Raw genomic sequence first — 25712 nt, 5'->3', positions numbered from 1 at the left:
GAATCTTTTTGCTTTAAATAAATTCTTTAATAATTCCCGTCAGTTTCATAATTTCTTCTTCTGTATTAAAGCTGTGAAGGCAAATCCGCAGTCGTTCACTTCCTTCTTTTACCGTAGGACTGTATATGGCATAGGTTAAAAAACCTTCTTCAGATAAAGTATCCTGTAATTGTTTTAGTTTTTGATTATCCGGAATTACGATAGCCTGAATGGGGCTTATTTCCATTGATGGAGACTGTAGATTTTGACTTCGGAAAATTTTAATATTGTCCTGAAGTTTTATCGCCAGGTCATGATTTTGATCTAAAAATTCATATCCTGTCTTAATACTCATCCACTGAAAATCCTGTGCGGATGTTGTATAAATGAACGGACTTGCAAAATTGATCAGGTAAGATTTCACCGTTTCATTACAGAGAATTGCAGCTCCATGTGCTCCGAGAGCTTTTCCGTAGGTCACAACTGCCGCTGAAACCTGATGTTGTAACTGATACTTTTCAATCAATCCATATCCGAAAACTCCAAATGCGTGGGCTTCGTCAACAATCAGAGAGGCTTTGTATTGATGGGCAAGCTCAGCAATTTCCTGAATAGGGGCAAAATCTCCTTCCATTGAGTACAAACTTTCTATGGCGATATAAGAATGACCTTTCTGTCTTTTTAAAACATTCTCAAGACCTTCAATATCATTGTGTTTGAATTTCAGTTTTTTTGCATTTGATAATCTGCAGGCATCATGCACCGACCGATGAATCTGTTCGTCTACAATCACAGTATCATGACGGTTTGGAAGTGTAGAAAACAAAGCCAGATTCGCATTATATCCGGATGGAAAAAGCAATGCAGACTCAAACTGATGTTTTTGAGCGATATTCTTTTCCACAGAAACTGCCATATCACTGTTTCCGCTAATCAATCTTGAACCTGTACTTCCGGAAAGCAGCTGAGGGTTATCTGTAATGTTTTGCAGCAGTAATTGTTGAAGCTCTTTACTTTTTGCCAATCCCAGATAATCATTGGAATAAAAATCTATTCCATCGGATTGAAGAAGCAAACGCCTTAATATTCCCTCTTCTGTTCTTTTGTCAAGAGATTCCTGAAAACGAGAGGTATTGCTAAGCATAATTCAACTGAGCAACTTCCTGGGTAATGGCATTGATCCACTCTTCATGCAGTTCTTTTTCTATCGTCAGAATATGATCCGCGTGATGTTTCCAATCTGGCGAAAACTCATTAAGCTGGTTGATCATTTCTTCCAGATGTCCTTCTTCTTCAATAATAATTGATTTTACCATAATTTTAGAAGAAGCTTCAGTAAGTGCTTGTTGATACACAGGATAAAGTTCATCAGCACGAACTTCAATAGCGTAGGTTACAAAAAGATAAGCGGCATATTTAATATCTGTTTTATCAAGATTGAATGCTTTCTGAAGATATCGACAGGCTTTAATATCCAATGAGTGAAGATATTGGCTTGTTGCAATAGGGGCCAGAAGTTCTGAGCTTTCGTAAGTTTTGCAGAGTTCAGGATTTATTTTCCCTATTTGTTTTTTTAAATAATAAGCATGGCGATGCTCTTCAGCAGCGTGTTTCAGCTGGATCTGAGAAACCAGGGTTGGATGTTCACATTTTGATATTTTTCTTGCACCGGCATTTTCCATGAATGAAAGAGTGTTCAGCCATTTGGCGTGGGTACTTCCTTCCTGTACAATTTTTTTTAACAGATGATGAAATTCCATAGATTTTTATTTTGATGTCAAAAGTAGTATATTGCCGGATGGTTATATTGTGCCAGTTTTGATATTATGGATAGTCCGGTTAAGATTCCTTATGAAAGTTTTATAAAAATTGATAGAAAATCAGAGACTTCTATCTATCTACAGATTGCCAATCAGCTGATCAATGCCATTCAGAGAGGTTTTTTGCCTTTTGGAACGAAGCTGCCTGGAACAAGAACGTTTAGTGAAATGCTGGAAATCCATAGAAATACAGCAGTTGCGGTATATGATGAACTCTCTGCACAAGGCTGGACAGAGAGTTTTCCAAACAAAGGAACTTTTGTCATTGGAAAAGATCAGGAAAAACCTGTTAAATTGAACGATTTTGAACAAAATAACCTTCAAAACTACCCTGCTTCTACTGGTTTTTCATTCAAAACATCCAATATTCTCGATAATCCTTTTGAACATTCGGACTGTGAGTATGTCTTTAATGATGGTGTACCGGATATCCGTTTGACTCAGATCGGACAGCATTCCCGATTTTACAGTTCTATTCTGAAACGCAAATCTAATCAGAAAGCTTTGGGACATTATAATCATGATGGAAGTGAATTTTTTAAAGAACATTTATCCCAATATCTGAATCTTTCCCGTGGACTTCCTATTTCTAAGAACAACCTGCTCATCACCCGAAGCACGGAAATGAGTATTTATATTGTTTCAGAAATTCTTCTCTCTGCCGGTGACACTGTATTGGTGGGAGCTTTGAGCTATTTCTCCGTCAATATGATCTTTATGAAAGCTGGGGTTGACATTGTTTCTATTCCCATAGATGAAGAAGGAATTATTGTGGAAAGCGTTCGTGAAGCCTGTAAAAAGCAGAAAATACGGATGCTTTATCTTACTCCGCACCACCACTATCCTACTACGGTTGCGTTAAGTGCCCAGAGAAGATTTGAACTGCTGGAACTGGCCAATGAATATGGATTTATTATTCTCGAAGATGATTACGATTACGAATTTCATTATGATAAAAGCCCCATTCTTCCTTTAGCCAGTGCCGATACCAACGGAATGGTAATTTATATTGGTTCATTCGGGAAATCTTTGGCTCCGGGATTCAGGACAGGATTTATTGTTGCTCCGGAAAATCTGATGACCGAGATGCGTAAATATCTTGGAATTATTGACCGCCAGGGCGATATTCTTATGGAAAGAGCTCTTGGAGAAATGATTGCAGAAGGGGAAATCAACCGCTATCTGAAAAAATCTTTAAAGGTTTATCAGGAAAGACGTGATCATTTTGTTTTGCTACTGGAAGAAAACCTGGGTGATTTGATTACTTTTCAAAAACCTTCCGGAGGGCTCGCTATATGGCTGGAATGGAATATTCCACTGAATCTGATGCAACTAAGCCGAAGCTGTGCTAAGGATAACCTTTTCATTCCCAAAACATTGTTATATCAGAATAAAGGTCTTACCGCCATGCGTTTGGGATTTGGTGATCTTAATTTTGAAGAGATGAACAAAGGGATTGAGGTTTTTACTAAAAATGTGAAGGGATTGATTGGTTGATTAAAATAGATAATTGTACCGTTTTATGGATCTGCAGGAAAATTATGAGGTATCACTTGCTGAAAATCTTTGATTTTCTTGCGCCTTAAAAAGTTATAAGATTAAAAAACTTTGTGCCTTTGCGATCACCAAAAAATACTTTATCAAAAGAATATTTTAGTTTTGAACGCAAAGGCGCAATTGAAATCAAAAATAACTTGTTTTGAAGGCGCAAGGATTTTATCTGCAATAAAATTGATACTGGATATTTAAAAATAAGAAGTTATCTAACTTTTAGATTGATTGATTTTAACCACAAAAGACACAAAAGTTTTGAATATTTAAGTTTTAAGAGTCTGATTTACGCTTAATAAGTACACATGAGTTTTTAGAAAATCTTTGATTTTCATCTTAGTGAACTTTTTTGCAGTATCATTTTAAGCTTATTTAAACAGTTAAAATTTTTAAAGTAAAATCTTTTGTGACTTTTGTGGTTTTAAAAAAAAATAAAAGCCTCTTTCCAGAGGCTTTTTATTAATGATGAGAAGGAAAAACTACTTTGTTTTTCTTATGTTTTGGTTTCTTCTTTTTCTTATTCAAATAGATAATAAAACCGGTAATCGGGAGTGACAGAGCAATAATGGCTGCCAGAAAATAAATAATTCTGGTGGTCATTCCAAAGATGCTTCCGGTGTGAAGATCATAATTTCTTTCTCTCAATGCGGTTCCATATCCGATATTTTTGTTTTTATAAGATTGAGATTTTAAAATATCTCCTGAATATTGATCCAAATTAAAATGTTCGTTTCTATACTGTCTACCGTCATAGGTCAGTTCAGCATAATATGTTCCCTCTTCCGATCTTGGAAAATTGATAAGTGCTGATTTTTTATCTTTCAATCCTTTTTCCATAGTGTTTCCAATCAAATCCAGGATGTTATTCCGGTTTGAAAATTCTTCGGAAGGAATTGTACTTTTGGCTTTTTTTTCTGTTGGAATATTTCCGTTCAGTGTGTTCTTTACCCATTTATCTACATCTTCGAAGCTCCATATCAATGCGGAATAAGAGATTAAGAGTAAAGGAATCACAGCGTAGAACCCCAACACATTATGAACATCATAATTGATTCTCTTCCAATTGGCGGACGTTTTAATGAAGAACATTCCTTTCAGCATGGCTTTACTCATTTTTCGGGGATACCATATCACAAGCCCCGATAAAAGGATAATAGCAAAAATCAATGTGGAATAACCGGTAATTGTTTTTCCGATTTTTTCTCCCAGCAGAAGTCTTCTGTGAAGATCCAGCACAATTTCAAAGAAATCTTTTTTGGCATCTTCTACTTCCTGTACTTTTCCCGTGTAAGGATCTACATAAATCCGGTAATAATAAAGATAAGTTCCCCAATACGTCCATGCTTCCTCATCCATTTTCAGTGTGCGGAAGACATAGGTTCGTGAGGGATCGGAAGGCATTACCACTCTTTTGACTTTCAAACCTTCAGGAAGTGCTTTTTCTGCTTTTTCCGTAAGTTCTGATAATGAAAGTTTTTTTCTTCCAATGTTTTCAACATAATATCTGTTGGGATGAACAATATGTTTTAATTCTTCTTCGAAAGCCAGAATACAACCTGTAGCGGCCATGATAACAACTATAAGCCCGGACGTTAGTCCGAGCCATAGATGTAACTGATATGCAATTTTTCTAAACTTCAGCTTCATTCTTAAAATTTAAAGCTAACCTCAGCAACAAAATTACGAGGCATTTGAGCTACTACCACTCCCTGTCCTGCAAAATATTGTACATTGCCCAGGTTATTCATTTTAAATCCTAATCTGTATCTTTCTTTTTCAAGGGAAATAGAAGCATTGATTAAGGTGTAGGCAGGAAATATAAACTGTCCGGTTCTCACTTTATTTCCGGTAATCTGTTTTCCTACACGGTTTACCCCAAAACCTACTCCAAGTCCCTGAAGTCCTTTGATCGGAAGGATATAACTGATCCAGGAATTAAATACATTCGCAGGACCTGCAGATTCCGGACGACGTCCTTCTACATCTGCATCTGCTTTTTCAAATCTGCTGTGGTTATAGGAATATCCGGCCATAATGTTTAATCCCTGAACAGGGTTCATAATGGTTTCAATTTCAATCCCTTTACTTCTCTGTGTTCCATCCTGAACAACAATATTGTATTCTTTTCCGTCACGGATTACGCCACTTCCTCTCTGGATGTTATCTACAAGAATATCGTAGTATCCAACGGTGAAATTAATTTTATTTCTCCAAAGATTTCCTTTTAATCCTACTTCCCACTGATTGGCCATCTGAGGTTTCATTTCTCCGCTATAATCTGGCAACTGCTGTGTAACAGGTGCTATATAGCTAAAGCCATTCATATAGTTTCCATAAGCAGATAACTGGTCTTTAAGAATCTGGTATACGATTCCCACTTTTGGAGACCATGCAGTCTGCTTAAAATCACCAACACGTTTGTTATCACTCATATTAAGCTGTCCTTTACTTTCGTAATGATCCATACGTAAGCTTAAAAGGGTAATCAAACGGTCTGTAATATAAGTTACATTAGATATATAGGCTCCATAAAGGTTTGATGAAGAAGTATTTCGCACCAAAGATGCTGGAGAAGCTTGAATCTTTTTTAATGCCAAATCTTTGGAAATATTACCATATACCCCTGTTACCGGCAGTACTACTGGTCCTGTAGGATTTGTCCCATCAATGTAATCATACACTACAATCGGAGAATGATTATTGTTGATAGATTGATTTAAATAATCTAATCCGATTAACACTTTATTTTTAATTTTTCCGATATTAAATTCTCCGTTGAAGTTCTGCTGAACACTTGTAGAAGAAGCTTCCGAGTTCTGCCACTGTACGTTACGTTCCAGCAGAGCATCGCTGGTTGTTCCTCTGATAAACTGATATTGATATAATCCTTCCGTTTTTCTGAAGTTTCTTGAAAGCAACGTTTGCGAAGTCCATTTATCCGATATTTTGTAATTGGCCTCTGCTTTTACATTGATAGACGGAGCTTTTAAGGTCATATCATTGTTGGAGTAAGACCTTTTCCAGTCGAATCCAAGTTCATCTGGTGTATGAGCAACATAGGGTCTTGTTCTGGCCAGAAAAATAATTGGAGTGTTTGTTCCTTCATAATTATAAATCTGAGCTCCTAAGTTAAATTTCAATCTTTCATTAACCTGATAACTTACTGTAGGTGCTACAAAGAATGACTTTCTGAATTCAGAATCTCTAAATCCGTTCTGATACTGATAAGCGGCATTCAAACGGAATAACATATTTCTGGATTCTGTAATCGGACCATAAACATCAGCGGTTACACGGTTCAGGTTATAGCTTCCCATCAGATAAGAAGCTTCTCCCCCGAAATAATCTTTCGGTTTTTTGGTGACCGCATTAATCAAACCTCCAAAAGAAGTTACAGCCCCACCATACAATGTTCCTGAAGGTCCTTTGATCACTTCAAGACGCTCAAGATCGGCAGGATCTATCTCTCCGTTCGTAGTTGCAGGAACGCCGTCTACCATAGATACTTTGGTAGGAAATCCTCTAAGGCTGTAGTAGAAACTTCCGTCTCCTGAACCTCTTCCCGGACTTCCCTGCATTTTTACCATACCCGGAACGTTTTTCAATACTTCCGAAATATCGTAAGTAAGCTGTTCTTTCATGATCTGCTGGTTGATGCTTGTGTAAGCCTGTGGATTTTCAAGAACTTTCAAAGGCATTTTAGCCACTGAAGTACTGTCTTTATCCAAAAATTTATTTCTGCTCACTGCGTATACTGTAATTCCCTCAATCACATTATTGTGTAAAGGGGCATAGATCGCAGGGATTTCATAGACATCTTTCTGAATGTGGATGGGTTCCCTCATCAGTTCGATATCATTTAAAACCACCTGAAGCGTATATTCTCCAGGTGGTACATTTTCAAAGTAATATTCTCCTAAATTATTGGTTTTTGCCTGATAAGACGTGTTGACAAGTCTTAAAATAGCATTTTTTACTGGTGCTTTTTCAGACAGCATGATTTTGCCATGAATTCTGTCGCCCTGTTGTGCAGAAAGCGAGTTTGAAGATAAAGCAAGACCAAGAAGTAATATAAGGGTTTTAGATGTTTTCATGCTGTAAGTTTTGTAACAGGGGATAGTTTATTTTACCGTTTTGTGATAATGGGAATGATTCTATAAGTTCTGTGCGTACATATTGGGGATTGATACGCAGTTTATTTTTAATGGTTTCGGTGATGATCTGAGGATCTATTTCCGGATTGTCATACAATACCACGATTTTTTTATCATTGGCATTCAGACATACGAAAGTATTGCCCTGCATTTCATTTTTAAGGATAAATTCTACCTCATCCAGATTAAGGCGTATTCCGAAAAGCTTCATGATACGCTTTATTCTTCCTGTGATATAATAAATTCCGTTCTCCCCTTTTCTTGCTGTATCTCCGGTATGTAGTACGGAAGGTTGCTCATAAGTAGCAAGATCCTCCAGTTTATTAGCATAACCTCCAAAAATACTGACATGTGAAAAAAGAAGTTCATCTGTGTCAGGATCAATCTTGAAGTTTCCTCTCTCTACAACAGTTCCAATAGAGGTTTCTTCTTCAAGGAGTCCTTCCGTCGTAAGGTAAGCCATTCTTCCTCCAGCTTCTGTTTGTCCGTACTGCGCAAAGAATTCTTTTTTAAATTCATGACAATAAGAGAATAGAGTTTTCCTCAGTTCAGCGTTGATCACCCCTCCGGTATGGGTAAAATACCTCAGACTTGGAGAGTCTTTTCTGAAGAATCCTATTCTGTTCAGGTTCTCATAAAGAAAAGGAACTCCTCCTAAAGTACTGTAGCCGTACTCCTCCATTTCGTCCCAGAATGCTTTCTGCATAATGTCTTTATCTGTACATACAATTCTTCCTGCGCGCATACAGTTCGTAGTGAAAATAGAGAACCCGTATACGAAGTTGATAGGAACGTTTAAAGGAACTACATCCGTTCCCTGAATCGGCATATACTGAAGGATACTCAATGCATTCTGATAAAGACTTTCATCAGATAATTTAACAAGCTTTGGAACGCCTGTTGTCCCTGAAGTACTCAAAAGGATTTTGATATCAGGATGAATCGTAATTTCACTCTTATAATCATTCTTCGCGAAGATGCTGATGTTGTCTGAGAATACTTTCAGACTGTATCCGGCAATTTCCTCTCTTTGCGGATCAAAGATGTATTTAGGACGGTATTCCGCTTCAATACGTTCTTTAAATTCCTCATGCAGTTTCTGTCCCAGTACCGCAATGGTGTGCGCTGTACCATAAAAATTGAGCAGCACTTCAATACTTGACAGCTGGTTGTCATTGTATAAAAAGAGCAGCCCTTTTTCTACGGGGTTTAAGCCTAAAGACCGGTACAGTGTTCCCACCGGTATTGTTGTACCGGTGGAAGCATCTGTAAACCCCAAGTTCTTATTGGCAATTACATTTTCTAAAATTTTCATATGCTTAGTTTTCTACGAATACATCGTATTTTTTCATTTTTTCGCGAATCTTTCCGACGGTTCCCATCTCCAGAATATCATTAAAATCAAATTTGATCTGATAAAACTGTTCAAGTGCTTCTACGATAAGAAGATGAGACATAGAATCCCATTCCGGGATTTCCTGATACGTTAGTTTTTCATCTACCAATTCTTTCTTGATTGCAATGGCAGAGGCAATAATTTCATAAAATTCTTCTGTAGTGTTCATTTTAAATTTTTATAGTTTTCCATTTTCCATTTTTAAAAATCATTAGGAATAGTACAGCCAAAACAATTTCCGAAGAAACGATTGCGGTAAATATTCCTCTCAGTTCCCACTGAAATCTTACTCCCAAGAGATAAGCCAGAGGAAGCTGAATCACATAAAACATGACGAGGTACAACAACGTTACCTGTAATATGTTTCCGGCCGCATTCAGAGCACGGCTGATCACCATGGTAAATCCTAACAGCAGATAAGCCATAGATACCACATGGATGTATTGAACCGCATATCTTGCAACTTCCGGTTCTGTAGTGAAAAATTTCACCACATATTCCGCTGCGATCTGCCAGAATAAGGCTACAATTACCAGATAAGTCATATTGATTGTTCCGGCTCTCCAGACTGTTTTTTCAGCACGTTCCGGTTCTCCGGCACCCAAATTCTGTCCTGTAAGAACTCCGGCAGCATTTCCTATTCCCCAGGCGGGCATTGTAGCTACTGAAGCAATACGCTGGGCAATAATATATCCTGCAAGCGCTGTAGTTCCGAAAGTGGAGATAATCTTCACCATAATCAGCCAGCTGGATGTTGGGATGATATACTGAACCAGCCCTCCAAAAGCTATTTTCAGAATCTTCTGCAGCAATGGAATATCAAGCTGGAAAGGAACTCTGATGCTTATACTGGTTTTTCCTGTGGCAAATACAAAAGCCTGGTATAAAACACCTAAAAGCCTCGACAAAACTGTAGCATAAGCCAATCCCATCAATCCAAAAGCAGGAATAAATCCTAATCCGAAAACAAGGATTACTGCGAAAATGATATTGGAAATATGACAGATCCAAAGTGATTTCATGGCAATATCGGCATCACCAGCCCCTCTGAAGAGTCCATTCACAGAAAGACGGAAAATCACAAGCCCGATACTTAGGAAGACCAGCCTTGAGAAAGAAACGCCTTCGGTTACCGTACCGGCATTAACTCCCAGGAAATCCACAATTTCTGTGGCAAAATAGCTGGAAACTCCCCCAATAAGCACCGCAAAAAGTAAAGCAAGAAGAATGATATACTGAGCTGTTCTGCCCATTCCTTCCTGATCTTTTTCACCTGCTCTTCTGGCTGTGAGAGTAGCTGCAGCAATACCTAACCCTACTGCAATGGCATAAGCAAAATTGATGTAGTTATCTGTAATTCCCACAAGGCCCAGAACTTTGTCTCCTAATTTTGCAATAATCAATAGATTGACACTCACAAAAACAGATTCCATGACAAGTTCCATTACCATGGGAATGGCAAGACTAAAGATGGAACGGTTGATACTTCCGGAAGTCAGTTCAACTTTTTTTCCGGCTATGGCTCCATACGTAAAAACCGCTCCTTCTTTTAGTATATGCAGGAATTTCTTCATACTGCTGCTACTGAATTTTTATTGGCAATCTGATAAAGTGGGTTAGGCAATGCTCCGTCTTTTCTCGGAATGGCAAATGCTTTATTTTCGCTGTAACCGTTATTTTTCAGACGCAGACTGTTGATATAGAATCTTTTGAATGCCGGCACGTACAGGTCATACTTTTCGTATCTTTCCTGAAGGTGGGTATTCTCAGCTTTATAATTTTCTACACAGTTGTGAACTAGTTCCCAGAATGTCTCTTCATTAAAGTTGGAATAGGTATGCAGCGCATTCGACAGATATCTGAAGAAAGCATCAAAAACTCCCAACAAAATAAACAACGGGATATTTTCTTTATTGGAAGACTGAATCAAACCATCTGCAAGGTGTGCAGGAAGCTTTTCTCTGGCTTCTGTAGTAAGTACAATATCATCCACAAAATCTTTGATTACGATTCTCTTCGGAACTCCGTTCTTCAGAACCACCATAATGTTTTCTCCGTGTGGCGTTACACATAATGAATGCGTGTAATAGATATGTAGCAAAGGCGTAAGATAGGCATCAAGATAGCTTTCAATCCATTCTTTAATGCTCACTCCTGCTTTTTCAGCAAATGCCTGAACCAATGGAACTCCGCTCTCATCTACATATAGTAAAGAAGCCATGGTTACCATTTGCTCATCTTCTTTCAGATAATTTTCAGCACTTTCTCTCCATAATGCTCCAAGGAATTCATTATATTGATAAGGTACGCTCGCAATAGCTCCATATTGTGGATGCAGATATGTGATGGCAGCCTCTTCACCTAAGAAAATAGTCTCTTTGTTTTCAAGGTAAGCATCATCTTTAATCAAGCCTTTTACCCAGTCTGTAATAGCCGGAGCAATTTTCATCTGCTTAGGTGATAATCCTCTGATATTTCCTGTACTCAGAATAGAAACAGCCGTTTTCAGGTATCTCTTTTTAGGATGATCTACATTGAATAGAGTACGGATACTCTGCTGTGGACTGTACGTATCACTACCCTCACCTAATTGGATTAAAATTCCTGAAGCAATATCTCCGGCAAAATGAATCTGAAGCTTATGCTCCCACTGCCATGGATGTACTGGGATAAAGTGATAATCTTCGACAACTTTTCTTTTGTTTAACAACTGTTGCTGAAAATCATTATATAAATCCTCTCCTATTTCTGCACGGTAAAACTCATCTCTGTTGATATGTTCCAAAGACTGGAATGATGATCTGCTTTTATGAGAGGCCAGCCAGATTACTTTTAAATTTTCATCGGCTTCAGGAGCGTATGTTTTCAGATCTCTTGGAGAAAAACCTAATCGGCTTTTGTTCACAATGACCCACGGATGTCCGGTCATATTGTGTTCTACAGTTTGATAATCTGCATCCGCAAGATCTTTTGAAGACATCACTCCTCTTGATAAAATTAAAGCATCACAATACAAAGTATGCAATAATTCTTCCGTGTATCTTGCAATCGTATAAGGATCTAAGTCAAAAACAGTCTGCATTTCCAGAAAGAAAGCTGCTACATCTACTGAAGACAGCTCTTCACCGTTTTCTGTTTTTGTAATGCTGTCTTTATCAATATGCCAGTAATCCATCATTCTTTCCTGTCCGCGGAAGCTGTAGACAATATTTTCAACTCCGGTTTCAAGGGTAAAAACAGTATATCCGTTTTTATTTTCAAAGGTTACCACAGGTTTTAGAAGCTCTTCGTGCATCAGTTCTGCGATGGTTTTGGCCATTAGGTTTCTGTTGGCCTGATTCCAGTTTTCCTGGCTTATTGTATTTTTTAAGTTGGTGTTCATTTTTTGATTAAATTTTGGCAGTTGGTAAATCAGCATATTTTTCTACATCGAAATCCTGGAAAGCAATTTTCTTTTCAATTTTATAATACTCTCTTCCCAGAATATCATTGATGATGTAGGAATTACGGTAAGCCGCCATTCCTAAGTCGGTAGAAATATAGCTGTGGGTATGTACTTCAGCATGGAGAACATAAATTTCAGCTCCGTTATGGTCTATTGAGTAATTCCTGTTCACATCAAATAATCCACTGGAATCTCTCTTGATTCTATCCTGAATATTCTTTAAGAAGGCAGGTTCGTGATAACGATATCCTGTTCCTAAAATCAGATAATCAGCTTCCTGATCATAAGGCACATCCTGTTCAAGTTGCGTAAACTCAAGATTGATGAAATCCGGATTGCTGTTGTCTACTCTATTCAACTGGCTGTTAGGAATAATTTTAAGATTAGGATCAGCATTGTCGATATTCAGATCATAAATAAAATCATAGATATCATTGATCAGATCGTAATTGATTCCTTTAAACTGAGCTTGCTGCTTGCTTAAAATGGTTTTCCTTGCAGATTCGCTTCTGTTGTAGAAATATTCTACATAATCAGGAGAAGTAAGCTCCAATGTTAGTTTAGAATATTCCATAGGGAAAAATCTGTCCGGACGGGAATACCAACCCAGTTGTGTTTTTTCGTTCCTGTTTTGAAGAAGGTCATAAAAAACTTCTGCAGCACTCTGACCAGAACCGATAATCGCTATTTTTTTTCCCTGAGACAAAAGTTCTTCTTTTCTATACAGATAAGAACTTGTATGAATAACACGGGAATCATCCTTCGGAATAAAAGAAGGAATATGAGGCTGTGTTCCTGTTCCTAAAATCAGTCTTTCCGTTTTAAAAACCGTCGTCTCTTTTGTTTTGGTGTGAACTGTCGTCACATGATATAATCCATCTTCATAAATAATATCCGCTACCTGAGTAGAAAAACGGCATTGTGGAAGCTGTTCAATTACCCATTGACAGTAACGGTTGTATTCTTTTCTCGGAATGAAAAAATCTTCTCTGATAAAAAACTTATACAATCTTCCAGTTTCCTTTAAATAATTCAAAAGGCTTAAAGGATTCGTAGGATCAGCCATGGAAACGCAGTCGCATAAAAATGGAGTCTGCAGGGTTACATGGTCAATCATCAATCCCGGGTGCCAGTCGAAACCATCTCTTTGGTCCAGGAAAAGGGTTTTCAGTTCCGAAATCGGATTAGATAATGCGGCAAGTCCCAGATTAAAAGGACCTATACCTATGCCTATTACATTGTATACGGCTTCGTTAGTCATTTTTTGTGATGTTTGTGGTGATTTGTACCTCTTTATTCTGTGGGAATTTTTCCCAATACCATTCTCTGTAACAGAAGTTCAGATTGGCTTTTTTATGAGGCATTTCTATTACTTTATCTACTTTGAATCCTACATGGGCTTTATTCATCATAGACGCAAGCGAGTCAACAGATCCTTCTCCTACCATTTTTCCTACCTGTGGCTGTGCAAAAACATAGTCAACCATAGATTGAGTAGACGGAGATACAAATTTCTTTTTAGGATCAATAGGTGCAATAAACTGGTGTGTACCGTAATCTGTTGGCAGCACTTCGTAATAATCACCTACAATATCTCTGCAAGCCCAATACACCTCAATATTACATGATGGTTCATCGTTACCTGCGATGATATAACTGTGAGCTTCATCGCTTGGAAGCATTAGTCTGTAATACGTTTCCAGCTCGTCAATGGGCCAGTTCATCTGCCAAATTTTTACGGCATGTTCACGGTTGAACCATTCATGAAGCATTTCAAGGTCATTTTCAAGATCTATAGGACGCATACTCATCGTTACGTCCTCTTTCTGGAAATATCTTTTAAAGAAAACTTCTGTTCCCTGCGGATTGATTAACTGATCCGAGAAGAAATGTTTGTGAAGAAGGTTCGGAACTTTAGCATAAGAAATTGAAGAAGCGTTCACGCCTCCGTCTACATCAGCAACCGCCGACTGAAGGTTTGATTTTACTGCCCAATATCTTTGATTCAAAGCATAATCCGTTAATGAGGAAGGTTCAGTTTCATAAAGATTTTCAAACTCCCTGTACAGAATATGAATCAGTCTTCTTTCCTTAACCAGACCTGTTTTGCCTATTGAAGCAATCAGTGCGCTCAGGTTACTTACCAGAAGGTGGTGTGAAATAATGTCCAGAAGGCGCTCATCCCTAATGAAAAGATCTTCAACTTCAGGATAATCTTTAATCAGAGATTCATATTTTCCTTTAAAGCTTTCTTTGATTAAATACCCCTGTCCGTCTCTCACATAAATAGATTCAGGAAGAAGTTGATTATCCAATTGAACAAGTAAGTTTTGCTGATGAACTTCAGGAGCCATGCCTAATTGATCATACAACCTGTTTAAAGGAGAAAGCAATAAGTTTACATACTTTTCAAACCAAATAATAGCTGCTTTTTCTGCATCTACACCCAATTGATTGGCTACATTTTTAAAGAAGTGCGTCGTAAAATTAAACCCGTCTGTAGATTCATCCTGGCAAAGTCTTGCTAATAGAATCACCTTGTCTTCATTTGAAAAAGGATTTTCACGGAGCAGTATATTCAGACTGTCCATATTCTTTCCTCCATAATGAACGCTTAACGTGGAAGGTTCCAGCAATAATTTAAAATTCGGGAAGTTTTGTTCAAATGAAGCTTTTTGATGCTGCCACCATATTGCCGAAGCATATCCTCTGTTGAGATCTTTTAAGCTGTTTGTTCTTACAGAGCCTGTCATTAAAACATGCAAAGAGAACTTTAACATCCAGCTAAAGTCCGGATTATATACTGTTCTTATAGAAGAAGTTGCATAAAAATCCTCCCCCAAAGGTCCTATGTGAATAATTTTTCCGGAACCAAGCATTTCAGGATATTCTTCGGTTGATAAAAGATATTGTGCTTCCCATGGATGGCATGGAACTATATAAAAATCATTTGTGTTTTCAAAATCGTAGCTTTCCGGTAAAGAAGTCCATTTTTCGAAGATTTCCTTTGCAGAAATTCCCGGAAGGGATTTTTCTGTGATACAGTCTTTATGAATCAGGAAATAATCCAGCTGAAATCCTTTTCCGAATTCGGGACCGTATAACAACTGTTCTTCCTCAGAGAATCCCATTCTTGATTTGGTGAAAGGGTGTAGATTGTGTCCGGCAGGAAGCATCTGTTCGGATTCAAGGAAAGAATAGGTTAAAAGCTGATCATCCTGAAGACAAGCTTCTGTTGTCAATTCCAAATTTCTTAAGCTGCTTTGAATTCTTTCCACAAAATTTCTGAAACCTGTTTCGTTTGTAGTCTCAGAAAGTTCTCTGTAAACCAGTTCAGTAAGCTTTTGATCATTCACTTCAAAAACTTCCTGATTTTGGTGATCTACCGCCCACAAAACAGGTCCGTATTCATGAAAAAGAGTTTCGGAACGATAAGAAACCGGAGCAAATAAAAACAGTCCGCTTTTCTTCATTTCAAACCTCATAAACAATGAATAATCACTATTTTGAAGAGCTTTTGCTGTAAGAAGATCATATTTCGGAACGCCCTGATAGAATTTTCCGTTTCCCAGTTCTCTCAGCATTCCGTTCAACAGAATTCTGAAGGTAATTTCCCGGGCTTTTTCTCCTGTTCTATTTTTCTGAATTAAAGTCTTTTCCATGATTTTTGATTGTGGTGAGAATTTGATGAATGTCTTCCGTGGTCGTAATCGGATTCAGGAACGTAAACTTCAGATAGAAGTTCCCATCCACTTTGGTACTGGCTACAAGGATTTCCCCGCTGTAGAACAGTTTCATCTTGATGTATTGATTCAAGGCATTCAGATCACTGATTTCAGGATTTACATATCTGAAAACAAGAACACTTAAGTCAGAATCTGAAAGGAGTTCAAAATCTGCATCTTCCGTAATCATTGCAGCAACATCTTTGGTAAGATCAATCACTGTATCTGTATATTCTGCCAACTGTTCTTTCCCCATCATTCTTATGGTAAACCAAAGTTTTAAAGCATCAAATCTTCTCGTACTCTGGGTAATGGATTTATTGATCTGTGCCGGAATTTCTTCTTCGTCCATTTCTTTAGGATTCAGATAATCGGCGTGATGTTTAAGAATTAACAGTTCTTTTTTATTCTTAACAATAAAAGCACTGCTGCTGATAGGCTGGAAGAATGATTTGTGGTAATCAATCGTTACAGAATCTGCTCTTTCAATACCATTAATCAGATTACGGTATTTTTCACTTAATAGTAAAGCACAACCGTAAGCGGCATCTACGTGCATCCATATATTATACTGTTCTGCAATATTGGCGATATCTTCCAGTGGATCAATATTTCCAAAGTCTGTAGTTCCGGCTGTAGCCACAATCCCAATTGGGATATTTCCTAATTGTTCTTCTCTCTTAATGTATTTTTTCAAAAGAGAAATGTCCATACGGAAGCGGTCATCGGTAGGAACTTTAACAATACTTTTCTCACCCAGTCCCATAATGGAAGCGTTTTTCAGATTACTGAAGTGAGATTTATCTGAAACAAATATTCTGAAACGGCTTGCCTCCGCTGGCAGACCATCCATTTTAATGTTGTGATTATATCTTTTCTGAGAAAAACAGTCACGCATCATGACCAGTCCCATTAAATTACTCTGTGAGCCCCCTGCGGTGAAAACACCGTCACTTTCATTCGTATTATATCCGATCTGACCGGCAGTCCAGTCGATCAGTTTTCTCTCCATGAAGGTTCCTCCGGCACTCTGATCATAAGTATCCTGTGAAGAATTGATGGCACTTACAAGAATTTCTCCTGCCAATGCCGGGATTACCACAGGACAGTTAAGGTGAGCTACATATTGTGGTAAGTGAAAAGCTGTGGCATGCTTTACATAAATATCATCTACTTCTGCCAGAAGCTCATTATAATTGGAAAGTTTTTGATTAAGGTCTATCTGTTGTACCATTCCTTTCATTGTTTGGGCTTCTATACCACTGAAAGGTTTGTTGTTTCTGTGAAGAAATTCCTGAACCAGGTCTAAAGTACTATTGACAGCATTACGATAATGATCATAATTGTCAGGATGAAAAATATTCCCAAAATTCCCCGAAATGTGAGGTGAAGTGGTGCTTGCGAGCTCTTCTAGGGATATTAAATTGTTGTTCATAAAAGTTTTGTAATGTGATTTTTTAAATCTGTGAGTTGTTGTGGTTTTTTCGATATACGATTATATATATCTGATAGTCATGTTTTTAAATTTTACATTTTTTATTATATTTTATTTGGTGATTACGTAATTATTACTAAATTTGAACCAGCTATTGTTATTTAGAATAATTAAAAACAAAGATAAAAATTATTACTTAACACCAAATTTTTTTTAATGAATTCTACAGAAATTTTAGATAAAGACTGTTTAACAGCGGTAAAACTGCTTCCTACGGTCATAGAAGTCACCTCTCAGGAAAGAAGAATGATAAAAGATGCGGCATTGCATCTTCAGAAAAAGTATGACAATTATGAAAACCGTGATTTTATAAAGCATGTACATCAGCTGGCGTCTTATTTCTTACCGGAGAGAATTTTAAACATAGCGGCTGATTTTGCGAGTGACTTTTCAAAAAATCAGTATGGTGCACTGATCTTTACAGGATTAATGGATATAGATCAGGAGGATATAGGATCTACCCCTCCGAATTGGCAGGCGGCAGATTATTCAAAATTTAATTTATATGGTTTTGCGTGTGCACTTATTCATGGGGCACTTCCTTCAAAACCTGTACAATATTATTCACAGCGTAAAGGCGGCGGATTGATCCACGCTATTATTCCTGACGAAAAAATGAAGGAAACACAAACCGGATCAGGATCTTCAACAGATTTATATGTACACACAGAAGATGCTTTTCTGAAACATCAGGCAGATTATTTAAGCTTTATGTATGTAAGAAATGAGGAACAGGTTCCTTCTACGCTTTACTCTATCCGTTCTCATGAATCTATCGGGGATAATTACAGACCTCTTTTTGAGCGTATTTATAAAATCCCGAAAGATGCTAACCTGGAAACGGCGGAAAATGAAGAAGAGACGTTAGATTCTGTACTGTATGGTAATTATAGTCTTCCGTTTATGAGATTTGATGCTGCGGAACAGCTTTTCAATTCGAGTATAAGACAATCTGAGGAAGCTCAAAGTACGCTGCATGAGTTCTGGGAAGAAGCCAGACATTTGATTTACTCCGGGTTTACTCCTCAGGCAGGAGATGTTATTCTGGTTAATAATCATTTATGCGCTCATGGGAGGTCGGCATTCCGTGCGGGCGTAAGAAATATTGACGGTATAGAACAGCCGTGCGAGAGAAGAATTATGCTTCGTATGATGAGTAAAGTGAGTCTTATTGATATGAGAGCACACACGCTTACAGAAGATCCGTTCTTTGTAATAGAAGAGCATTTGGGTAAAAACTTTCAACAATTTTAATATGCTGGTTAGTTAGCATTTTGAACATCAATCAATCGTAAATCCTTTTTAAGCAATGCTTAAAAAGGATTTTTTATTAGACCTATATTTTCCTATTTAAATTTAAAAATCATTTTAAATTTCTTTTATCTGGCTAATAACTTAAATAGATTTTAATAAAAATGAATAAATTATTCTTTTTCATGAAACATATGCTGTTACTGTACGACAGATATTAATGGAAATTAACAAATAAATATTTTCTTTAAAAACTATTCATCATGATACAATCAACAACATTATTTACAAAAAAAATAATCAGTCTTCCGCTGGTTTTATTTGCCATGGGAACTTATGCCCAGAATGAAGCGAAAACACTGGATAGTCTCTTTACAGCTCTTCATAGCCAGAATAAATTCAACGGAAATGTCCTGGTTGCTGAAAAAGGTAAACCTATTTTTGAGAAAAGCTATGGACTGGCAGATGAAGGAAATAAACGTAAACTTGATGTACAGAGCACTTTTGAATTAGCATCTGTATCCAAACAGTTTACAGCAATGGGAATTGTTCTTTTACAGAAAGCAGGAAAGCTGAACTATGATGACAAAATATCCAAATACCTTCCTGAACTCTCCTTTTATGATAAAATTACAGTGAGAAATCTTTTAAATCACACCAGTGGACTTCCTGATTATATGGAGTTATTCGAAAAGAACTGGAACAAAAGTAAATTTGCAGTAAACGATGATATCATTAAAGAATTTGCAAAGTATAAACCTACTTTGGAATTCGAACCTAATCAACAGTTTGAATATAGTAATACGGGATATGCTTTTTTAGCGAGCATTATTGAAAGGGTTTCCAAAAAATCTTTTGGAGAATTTTTAAGCCAGAATATTTTCAAACCACTGGATATGAAACATACATTGGTATACAGGAGTCGCTATCAGCCACAGTCAGTTTCCAATTATGCTTTAGGATATGAAACTGATGAGTCCGGAAAAAAAGTTCTGCTGGACAGTCATGGGAAAGAATATTACACCTATTATCTTGACGGAATTGTAGGTGATGGGATGGTAAATTCTACTTTGGAAGATCTTCTTAAATGGGACAGAGCCCTTTATACAAACAAGCTAGTGAAAGAAGATGATAAGAAACTGATATTTAATGATGTTACTACAGCCAATGGGAAAGCAAGTAATTATGGATTCGGATGGTTTGTTAAAAAGACTTCCAAATATGGAAAAATAGCCAATCATTCCGGAGGCTGGGCAGGGTATGCCACCTTCATAGAAAGGCATCTGGATAATGATAAAACTTTTATTTTACTTCAAAATAACAGAACTCCACTCACTAAAATTCCATCAGATGATATTCGGAAAATACTTTATCATGAAAAACTTGGATCTGAAAATCTGAAAAAAGCCAGCCTTTCTGCAGATCAGCTTCAAGTATATTCTGGAGTATATGCTGCTCCCAATTTCCCGATGAAAATAAAAATATTTGTTCAGAACGGAGCTCTTTACGGACAGGCGGAAGGGCAGCAAGCGTTTGAACTGACAGCTTATGAAAATCATATTTTTAAGTTTGACAGTGCAGATATAAGAATGGTCTTTGATCCGGCAAAAAACACAATGGATTTCACGCAGGGAGGTTCACCTAAGTTTACATTTTCAAAAGAAAAGTAATAAGAATAATAGGTTTTGGCTAAAGCCAATATTATCATCAATAATAGAGAAAGCGGGCTAAAGCCCGCCTCTATTGATATAAAAACGAATCTATATTCAATAGGAGCGGGCTTTAGCCCGTTTAATAATTAAATATAAATTTCCATGGCTTTAGCCAAAACTTAAAAGTTTATAATTTTACTGTTTAAAGAACCTGTCAAACAAAGACAATTGCTCAGATAATGATCTGCTCCAATATTCGGGAACATGTCCTCCTAAAGATTCGGTATAGAGATGCTGGATTTTCATTTCTGTCAGTTTTTTATGAAAATTCCTGTTCATATTGATCATCTGGGTGTCTTCTGTACCACAGTCGAAGATATATTGCTGTCCTGCTCCGGCCATCAGCTTTATTTTACTATCGGTAAGAAAATTGGGATTAATTGATTCCAATGGCCCAAGAACTTTATTCACCATATATTTCTGATAGCCTTCTCCGAAAGAATTGAAATCCAACGCTCCACAAGAACTCCCTACGATACCAAATGTCTTATTATAAGTCACTCCGATATTGGTTGCCCCATAGCCACCCATACTCCATCCCAGAATTCCACGGAATTTTTTCTCTGTTTTCACAGGATAATTTTTATCAATAAATTCTACCAATTCCTTTCCAATAAAGGTTTGGTATTGTGAGTCTTTAACGATTGGGCTGTCCACATACCATGAACTGTAATTCCCATCCGGAAGCACATAGATTGTTTTCAATTCCTGTGCTTTTTTTACCAGATCCGGTAGGTCCTGCTTAATGATTCTGTCAGGATTTCCACTGAAACCATGAAGGATATAAACAGACGGATAGGTTGTATTAGGCTGAAGATTGGGAGTGATGATTACTGTTTTGATTTTCTTATTCATTTTCGGACTGAAAATTTCCTGATGAATAATTTTTTGTGCTGATAACTGAATACATGCAGTCAGGACAAATACAATGTTGATAAGCTTCTTCATATTGAAAAATGTTTAATGAATGATAATCACGGATTTCTAATTATAGAACATATAATGTACCAATGATCTTTTTGATACAGCAAAATTGCCACTGAAAAAAAACAAAAGCCTCAACATATGTTGAAGCTTTTATTAATTTATTTTCTACTTATATTAAAAATGTCAATCAATTTCTTTTTTTATCCGGCTTAGCTGTGTAGGGGTAATTCCCAGATAAGAAGCGATATGATGCTGTTTGAGTCGATTATAAAGGGAGGCATTTTCAAGCAATTGCAGATATCTCTTTTTTGCAGTTTCGTATTTCAGGGAAACTTCTAAAGGTTCTTTATTTACCACCCAGTTTTTTTCCAGGTAATACATGTGAAAAAGTGCAAGATCATGATGTTTCTCCAATAATTCACGATACGCTTTTGCGGGATATTGTATCACTGAGCAGTCTTCCAGTGCAATGATATTGAAATCGCTGGGTTCATTTTTAATAATGGCGGCCGTAGAAGCAACAAAGCTGTTTTCTTCAAAAAAGATTTTATAAATATTGTTTCCCTGTTCATCTATGGTATAATATCCTATGAGTCCGGATTTGATGAAATAATAATATCTCGCCATGGATCCGGATTCCAAGAGAAGATCATTTTTGCGGTAATATTCTTCCGTACAGATATCCAATACATCTTTAACCGTTTCTTCGGATAAAGGATAATACTGATTAATATGTTTTACAAACTCTGAATGGTTCATTTGGGAATATTTTACTCAAATGCAATTGCCTTACTTTCTGTCTTTGAATCACAAAATTTCTGATAAAAGATTAAAATCCGATTTTTCTCAAATTTTAAAATATAATCATCTGTGAAAATCTGCGTCATCTGTGGTTAAAAAAGTTTAATCCAGTATTTTTTTCATCATCAGATCCGTTTGTTCTTCTTCTCCCAATCTGAAAATATGTTTGTCAAACTCGACAAATCCGTTTTTTCTGTAAAATTGTAAAGCTCTCAGATTTTCCTCCCAGACTCCCAGCCATAGATAGGATTTCTTGAGTTGTTGAGCCGTTTCCAAAGCCTGATCATACAGTAGCTGTCCTACTTTTTTACCATGATGGCTTTTCTTCACGTAGATTCTCTCAATTTCCAGGCTGCTATCATCCTGAAGTTCTGTCTGAGCATTTCCTGTATTTACCTTCAGATATCCTACCGGATTGTCTTCTTCCCAGGCAATATAGAAATGAGAATCAGGATTATTAAGTTCAGATTTTATTTTTTCAGTATTGAAGCTTTCCTCCAGATACTTTTTCATGGCTTCCTCTGTATTATCTTCTGCAAAAGTTTCAGAAAATGTCTGTATTCCCAAACTTTGTACAATTTCTATGTCTTCAGCCAAGGCTTTGTTAATGATAATTGAACTCATGATAGTAAGAATAAATGTTATGAAAAAAGAATTTTCTTAAAAGCTTCAGAAGCCAGGTGAACCTGTACACTCCAGTCGTCTGCAGCATCGCTTCCGGCATCATCAGAGATATATTTCAGGCATAGAAACGGAATGTTTTCCTTTTGGGCAATTAATGCCAACGGATAGGCTTCCATGTCTACGATATTATATACGGTTTCAGAGTGGTTCATTTCAAAACTGTCACCACTGCCGCAAACGCCTTCTTTCAGGGTTTCCATTTTAAGACCGTATTCCAATACAGGTGGTACTCCGGATAACGGTGTTTCATACAATTGAAATCCTAATCCTCTTACATCCATATCTCTCTGGATGAATTTTGTACAGCATACTACTTCTCCTTTGTGAAATCCTTTACTTCCCGCAGAACCTAAATTTACAATCAGTTTAGGTTTTCTTGTATGAATTTCTTTGGTTAATTCGATCGCTGCATTTACTTTTCCGATGCCGGTAATTAATTTGTTTTTATCATCAAAAACGGTTCCTGCTTCGGAATCTAATGCAAAAACAAAAAGGGTATCATCTATTGAATAATGACTTTCGTTGTTAATTTTTATCATTGAGAAATCAGATTTATACAGCGATTGGTGCTGTATGACAAAGATACGAGACTCTATTTAATTAAAAACCCCAAAATAGTTTTATTTTGGGGTTCTCATATCTTAGATACTACATCCATCCGCATTACAGGAAGCTCCGTTTTCACCGGAAAGATCCTTAAACGGGCTCACCGTTTCTTTATATGTCTGCTGAAGTGCATTTTCAAATACTTCTGCAGGCTGCGCTCCGGAAACGGCATATTTTCCATTCAAAACGAAGAAAGGAACTCCGGAAATACCATTGTTTCTTGCCTCCTGAATATCCTGGTTGACTTCATAATCCAATTGATCTGTTGTAACTGCCTGTCTTGCTTCTTCTTTATTAATGTTTAAGCTTTCAGCAAGATCAACCAGAACTTCTGTATCTCCCACATTTTTACCGTCAATAAAATGAGCGATAAATAATGCTTCTTCCATTTCATTAGACTTATTATGTTTCTTAGCTAAATGAAGCAATTTATGGGCACTGAAGGTATTGGTGATCAATGTTTTTCCAAAATTAAAATCAATTCCGGCTCCTTTACCCATTTGCGTTACCTGACCAAGCATTTGTGTAGCCTGAGCTTCTGCAACCCCCTTTTTTTCTCTAAAATACTGAATGGTGTCCTGCGTTTCCTTCGGATCTAAAGTAGGATCCAACTGAAAACTCTTCCACTCCACTTCTACTTCATCTTTAAAAGGAAGCTTATTCAAAGCCTGTTCAAAATTATTTTTTCCGATATAACAAAACGGACACATCACGTCCGACCAGATTTCTATTTTCATTGTATTTAATTTTACATCAAGAAACTGTTTAAACTTATCAAAAAATATTCAATATCTATTAAAACCATTAAGAAGGATTTAAGAGATAAAGTATAGTTAAGATGAATCATTCTGATTTTTAAGCTTAAAGCGAAGCTCATCTTAATACTCTTAAACTCATATTAAATCTTAATGGTTTAAAAATAAAAGCTTAAATCAATTTCAAATTAATAGTACAAAGATAGTCTATTTTATTTAATGTAACAAAAATCATTACAGTTTAATTCTGACAGGTGGAGAGTACCTGACTGCGCTTCTCCATTATCCCTTTTAGAATCATCATTGCAAAGGCAAGAAGTCCAAAAACAAGACCTATCCAAGGAATGTACTCTACTCCTTTTGTTACGATAACCCATCCTCCAATTGTAGTTCCCAGCGTCACCCCAAGATTTCCAAATGATGTGGCAAGACTGTTGGCAAACTCCAATGAGTCTGGTGCTGAAGAGATCATATAGGTGGATGCATTCAAAAAGCTAGGTGAATAAAGAAATCCCCAGATTCCTATAACTACAATTGTTGCCCATATATTTCCGTCAGAAAAATAGAGAAGAACAGGTACTACAATAGTTCCGGAAAGAAAAATAGCTGTTGTAGCTGCCACATTTTTATTGAGCATTTTTCCGGCTACTCCATTGGCAAATACTCCGATAATTCCAAATAACAAGAGCATATAGCTTACCATTGAAGTATCCATTCCTTTGGCTTTGTTCAGATAATCTGCGAAATAACTGTAAGTAGAAAACCAAGCCGTAATCATGAAAAAATTAGTCAGTGTACTGAGTACAAATGGAGGCTGCTTCAATATTCTGACCTGATTTCCATAAGATTTTTTCTCCTTTACAGGCATTGGAGGAAGAAGGAAATAAATGACAACCAGAGCAATCAAACTGACTATAGTTTGTATCATAAATGAATATTCCCAGGACCACAGACCTGCAATCCATGTTGCAAAAGGAACTGTAGTAACCATGGCAACGGCTACTCCATTAAAAACAATCCCCATGAGTTCATTCTTCTTACGGTCATCTGCCTGAGAAACAGCCACAGATAATGCGGTCGCAATATATACCGGCTGAAGGAATGCAGGCAAAATTCTCACCAACATCAGCAGCCAGAAAGGAGGTGAAAAAGAAGATACAAATCCTGTAATCAGAAACATAAAAATAGCAGTGAGCATTATTTTCTTACGGTCAAAACCTGAGGTAAGCAAGGTCATAAAAGGTCCTGTAAGAGCAATGATTAAAGCAAAAGCACTCAGGAGATACCCAGCTTTGTCTATACTGATTTTATAATGCTCAGCAATTTGCGGTAGAATTCCGATGACACCAAATTCTGTTGTAATAACGGCTATAAATCCAAGACATCCAATGTATGCATATTTCTTCATAGT

Annotated in this window: 20 protein-coding genes; 3 read left to right on the top strand and 17 right to left on the bottom strand. The window is 37.0% G+C overall.

What is annotated here, in order from left to right; genetic code table 11:
* Nucleotides 1–13: 13 nt before the first annotated feature.
* Both BUE84_RS11120 and BUE84_RS11115 read right to left on the bottom strand, forming a co-directional pair.
* Nucleotides 14–1123, bottom strand: coding sequence for an aminotransferase class I/II-fold pyridoxal phosphate-dependent enzyme (locus tag BUE84_RS11120; protein ID WP_079241687.1), 1110 nt, complete (start codon nucleotides 1121–1123; stop codon nucleotides 14–16).
* The gene (locus BUE84_RS11115) at nucleotides 1116–1739 is read right to left on the bottom strand and encodes a hypothetical protein (RefSeq protein WP_079241686.1); all 624 of its coding nucleotides are present in this window, start codon (nucleotides 1737–1739) and stop codon (nucleotides 1116–1118) included. Before BUE84_RS11115 ends, BUE84_RS11120 begins: the two co-directional genes overlap by 8 nt.
* A gap of 66 nt (nucleotides 1740–1805) precedes the next feature.
* Here BUE84_RS11115 and BUE84_RS11110 point away from each other — a divergent pair, with 66 nt between their 5' ends.
* On the top strand, nucleotides 1806–3296 hold the full coding sequence (locus BUE84_RS11110) for a PLP-dependent aminotransferase family protein (RefSeq protein WP_079241685.1): 1491 nt from the start codon (nucleotides 1806–1808) through the stop codon (nucleotides 3294–3296).
* A 513-nt stretch (nucleotides 3297–3809) separates the two neighbouring features.
* On the opposite strand, the gene BUE84_RS11105 is transcribed toward BUE84_RS11110, so the two are convergent.
* Genes BUE84_RS11105 through BUE84_RS11065 form a run of 9 tightly spaced genes read right to left on the bottom strand, consistent with a single transcriptional unit; the run spans nucleotide 3810 to nucleotide 17505 of the window.
* On the bottom strand, nucleotides 3810–4997 hold the full coding sequence (locus BUE84_RS11105) for a PepSY-associated TM helix domain-containing protein (RefSeq protein ID WP_079241684.1): 1188 nt from the start codon (nucleotides 4995–4997) through the stop codon (nucleotides 3810–3812).
* A 2-nt stretch (nucleotides 4998–4999) separates the two neighbouring features.
* The gene (locus BUE84_RS11100; protein ID WP_079241683.1) at nucleotides 5000–7444 is read right to left on the bottom strand and encodes a TonB-dependent receptor; all 2445 of its coding nucleotides are present in this window, start codon (nucleotides 7442–7444) and stop codon (nucleotides 5000–5002) included.
* Entirely contained in the window at nucleotides 7431–8819 is a 1389-nt protein-coding gene (locus tag BUE84_RS11095) for an AMP-binding protein (RefSeq protein WP_079241682.1), read from the bottom strand. The genes BUE84_RS11100 and BUE84_RS11095 overlap by 14 nt, the downstream gene beginning before the upstream one ends.
* Before the next feature lie 4 nt (nucleotides 8820–8823).
* Complete coding sequence (locus BUE84_RS11090; RefSeq protein ID WP_002979498.1) at nucleotides 8824–9069, bottom strand: acyl carrier protein; 246 nt, start codon at nucleotides 9067–9069, stop codon at nucleotides 8824–8826.
* Nucleotide 9070: 1 nt separating this feature from the next.
* Nucleotides 9071–10474, bottom strand: coding sequence for an MATE family efflux transporter (locus BUE84_RS11085; protein WP_079241681.1), 1404 nt, complete (start codon nucleotides 10472–10474; stop codon nucleotides 9071–9073).
* Complete coding sequence (locus BUE84_RS11080; RefSeq protein ID WP_079243918.1) at nucleotides 10471–12282, bottom strand: IucA/IucC family protein; 1812 nt, start codon at nucleotides 12280–12282, stop codon at nucleotides 10471–10473. Before BUE84_RS11080 ends, BUE84_RS11085 begins: the two co-directional genes overlap by 4 nt.
* A gap of 7 nt (nucleotides 12283–12289) precedes the next feature.
* Complete coding sequence (locus tag BUE84_RS11075) at nucleotides 12290–13606, bottom strand: lysine N(6)-hydroxylase/L-ornithine N(5)-oxygenase family protein (RefSeq protein ID WP_079241680.1); 1317 nt, start codon at nucleotides 13604–13606, stop codon at nucleotides 12290–12292.
* Entirely contained in the window at nucleotides 13599–16007 is a 2409-nt protein-coding gene (locus tag BUE84_RS11070) for a GNAT family N-acetyltransferase (RefSeq protein ID WP_079241679.1), read from the bottom strand. The genes BUE84_RS11075 and BUE84_RS11070 overlap by 8 nt, the downstream gene beginning before the upstream one ends.
* A complete protein-coding gene (locus BUE84_RS11065; RefSeq protein ID WP_079241678.1) occupies nucleotides 15979–17505 on the bottom strand; it encodes a pyridoxal phosphate-dependent decarboxylase family protein in 1527 nt (508 codons plus the stop codon). Before BUE84_RS11065 ends, BUE84_RS11070 begins: the two co-directional genes overlap by 29 nt.
* 216 nt (nucleotides 17506–17721) lie before the next feature.
* On the opposite strand from BUE84_RS11065, the gene BUE84_RS11060 reads away from it, so the two are divergent.
* Both BUE84_RS11060 and BUE84_RS11055 read left to right on the top strand, forming a co-directional pair.
* Nucleotides 17722–18819: a TauD/TfdA family dioxygenase gene (locus BUE84_RS11060; protein ID WP_079241677.1), complete on the top strand. Its 1098-nt coding sequence runs from the start codon at nucleotides 17722–17724 to the stop codon at nucleotides 18817–18819.
* A 260-nt stretch (nucleotides 18820–19079) separates the two neighbouring features.
* Entirely contained in the window at nucleotides 19080–20486 is a 1407-nt protein-coding gene (locus BUE84_RS11055) for a serine hydrolase domain-containing protein (RefSeq protein WP_079241676.1), read from the top strand.
* 177 nt (nucleotides 20487–20663) lie between these two features.
* Here BUE84_RS11055 and BUE84_RS11050 read toward each other — a convergent pair whose 3' ends face one another.
* The 6 genes from BUE84_RS11050 to BUE84_RS11025 form a co-directional block, all read right to left on the bottom strand.
* Nucleotides 20664–21476, bottom strand: a complete 813-nt coding sequence (locus BUE84_RS11050; protein ID WP_079241675.1) for an alpha/beta hydrolase — start codon at nucleotides 21474–21476, stop codon at nucleotides 20664–20666.
* Nucleotides 21477–21638: 162 nt separating this feature from the next.
* On the bottom strand, nucleotides 21639–22214 hold the full coding sequence (locus BUE84_RS11045) for a Crp/Fnr family transcriptional regulator (RefSeq protein WP_079241674.1): 576 nt from the start codon (nucleotides 22212–22214) through the stop codon (nucleotides 21639–21641).
* A 144-nt stretch (nucleotides 22215–22358) separates the two neighbouring features.
* A complete protein-coding gene (locus BUE84_RS11040; protein WP_079241673.1) occupies nucleotides 22359–22880 on the bottom strand; it encodes a GNAT family N-acetyltransferase in 522 nt (173 codons plus the stop codon).
* Between the two features lie 17 nt (nucleotides 22881–22897).
* Nucleotides 22898–23479 carry a nucleosidase gene (locus tag BUE84_RS11035; protein WP_079241672.1) on the bottom strand — a complete coding sequence of 194 codons (582 nt, stop codon included), beginning with the start codon at nucleotides 23477–23479 and terminating at the stop codon, nucleotides 22898–22900.
* A gap of 102 nt (nucleotides 23480–23581) precedes the next feature.
* On the bottom strand, nucleotides 23582–24283 hold the full coding sequence (locus BUE84_RS11030; RefSeq protein ID WP_079241671.1) for a DsbA family oxidoreductase: 702 nt from the start codon (nucleotides 24281–24283) through the stop codon (nucleotides 23582–23584).
* Nucleotides 24284–24542: 259 nt separating this feature from the next.
* Nucleotides 24543–25709 (bottom strand): MFS transporter, encoded by a 1167-nt coding sequence (locus BUE84_RS11025; protein ID WP_079241670.1) that lies wholly within the window; start codon nucleotides 25707–25709, stop codon nucleotides 24543–24545.
* Nucleotides 25710–25712: the final 3 nt, after the last annotated feature.

It is taken from the genome of Chryseobacterium indologenes, from assembly GCF_002025665.1.
GTDB lineage: Bacteria > Bacteroidota > Bacteroidia > Flavobacteriales > Weeksellaceae > Chryseobacterium > Chryseobacterium metallicongregator.
This window is presented reverse-complemented; position numbering and strand designations above follow the sequence as displayed.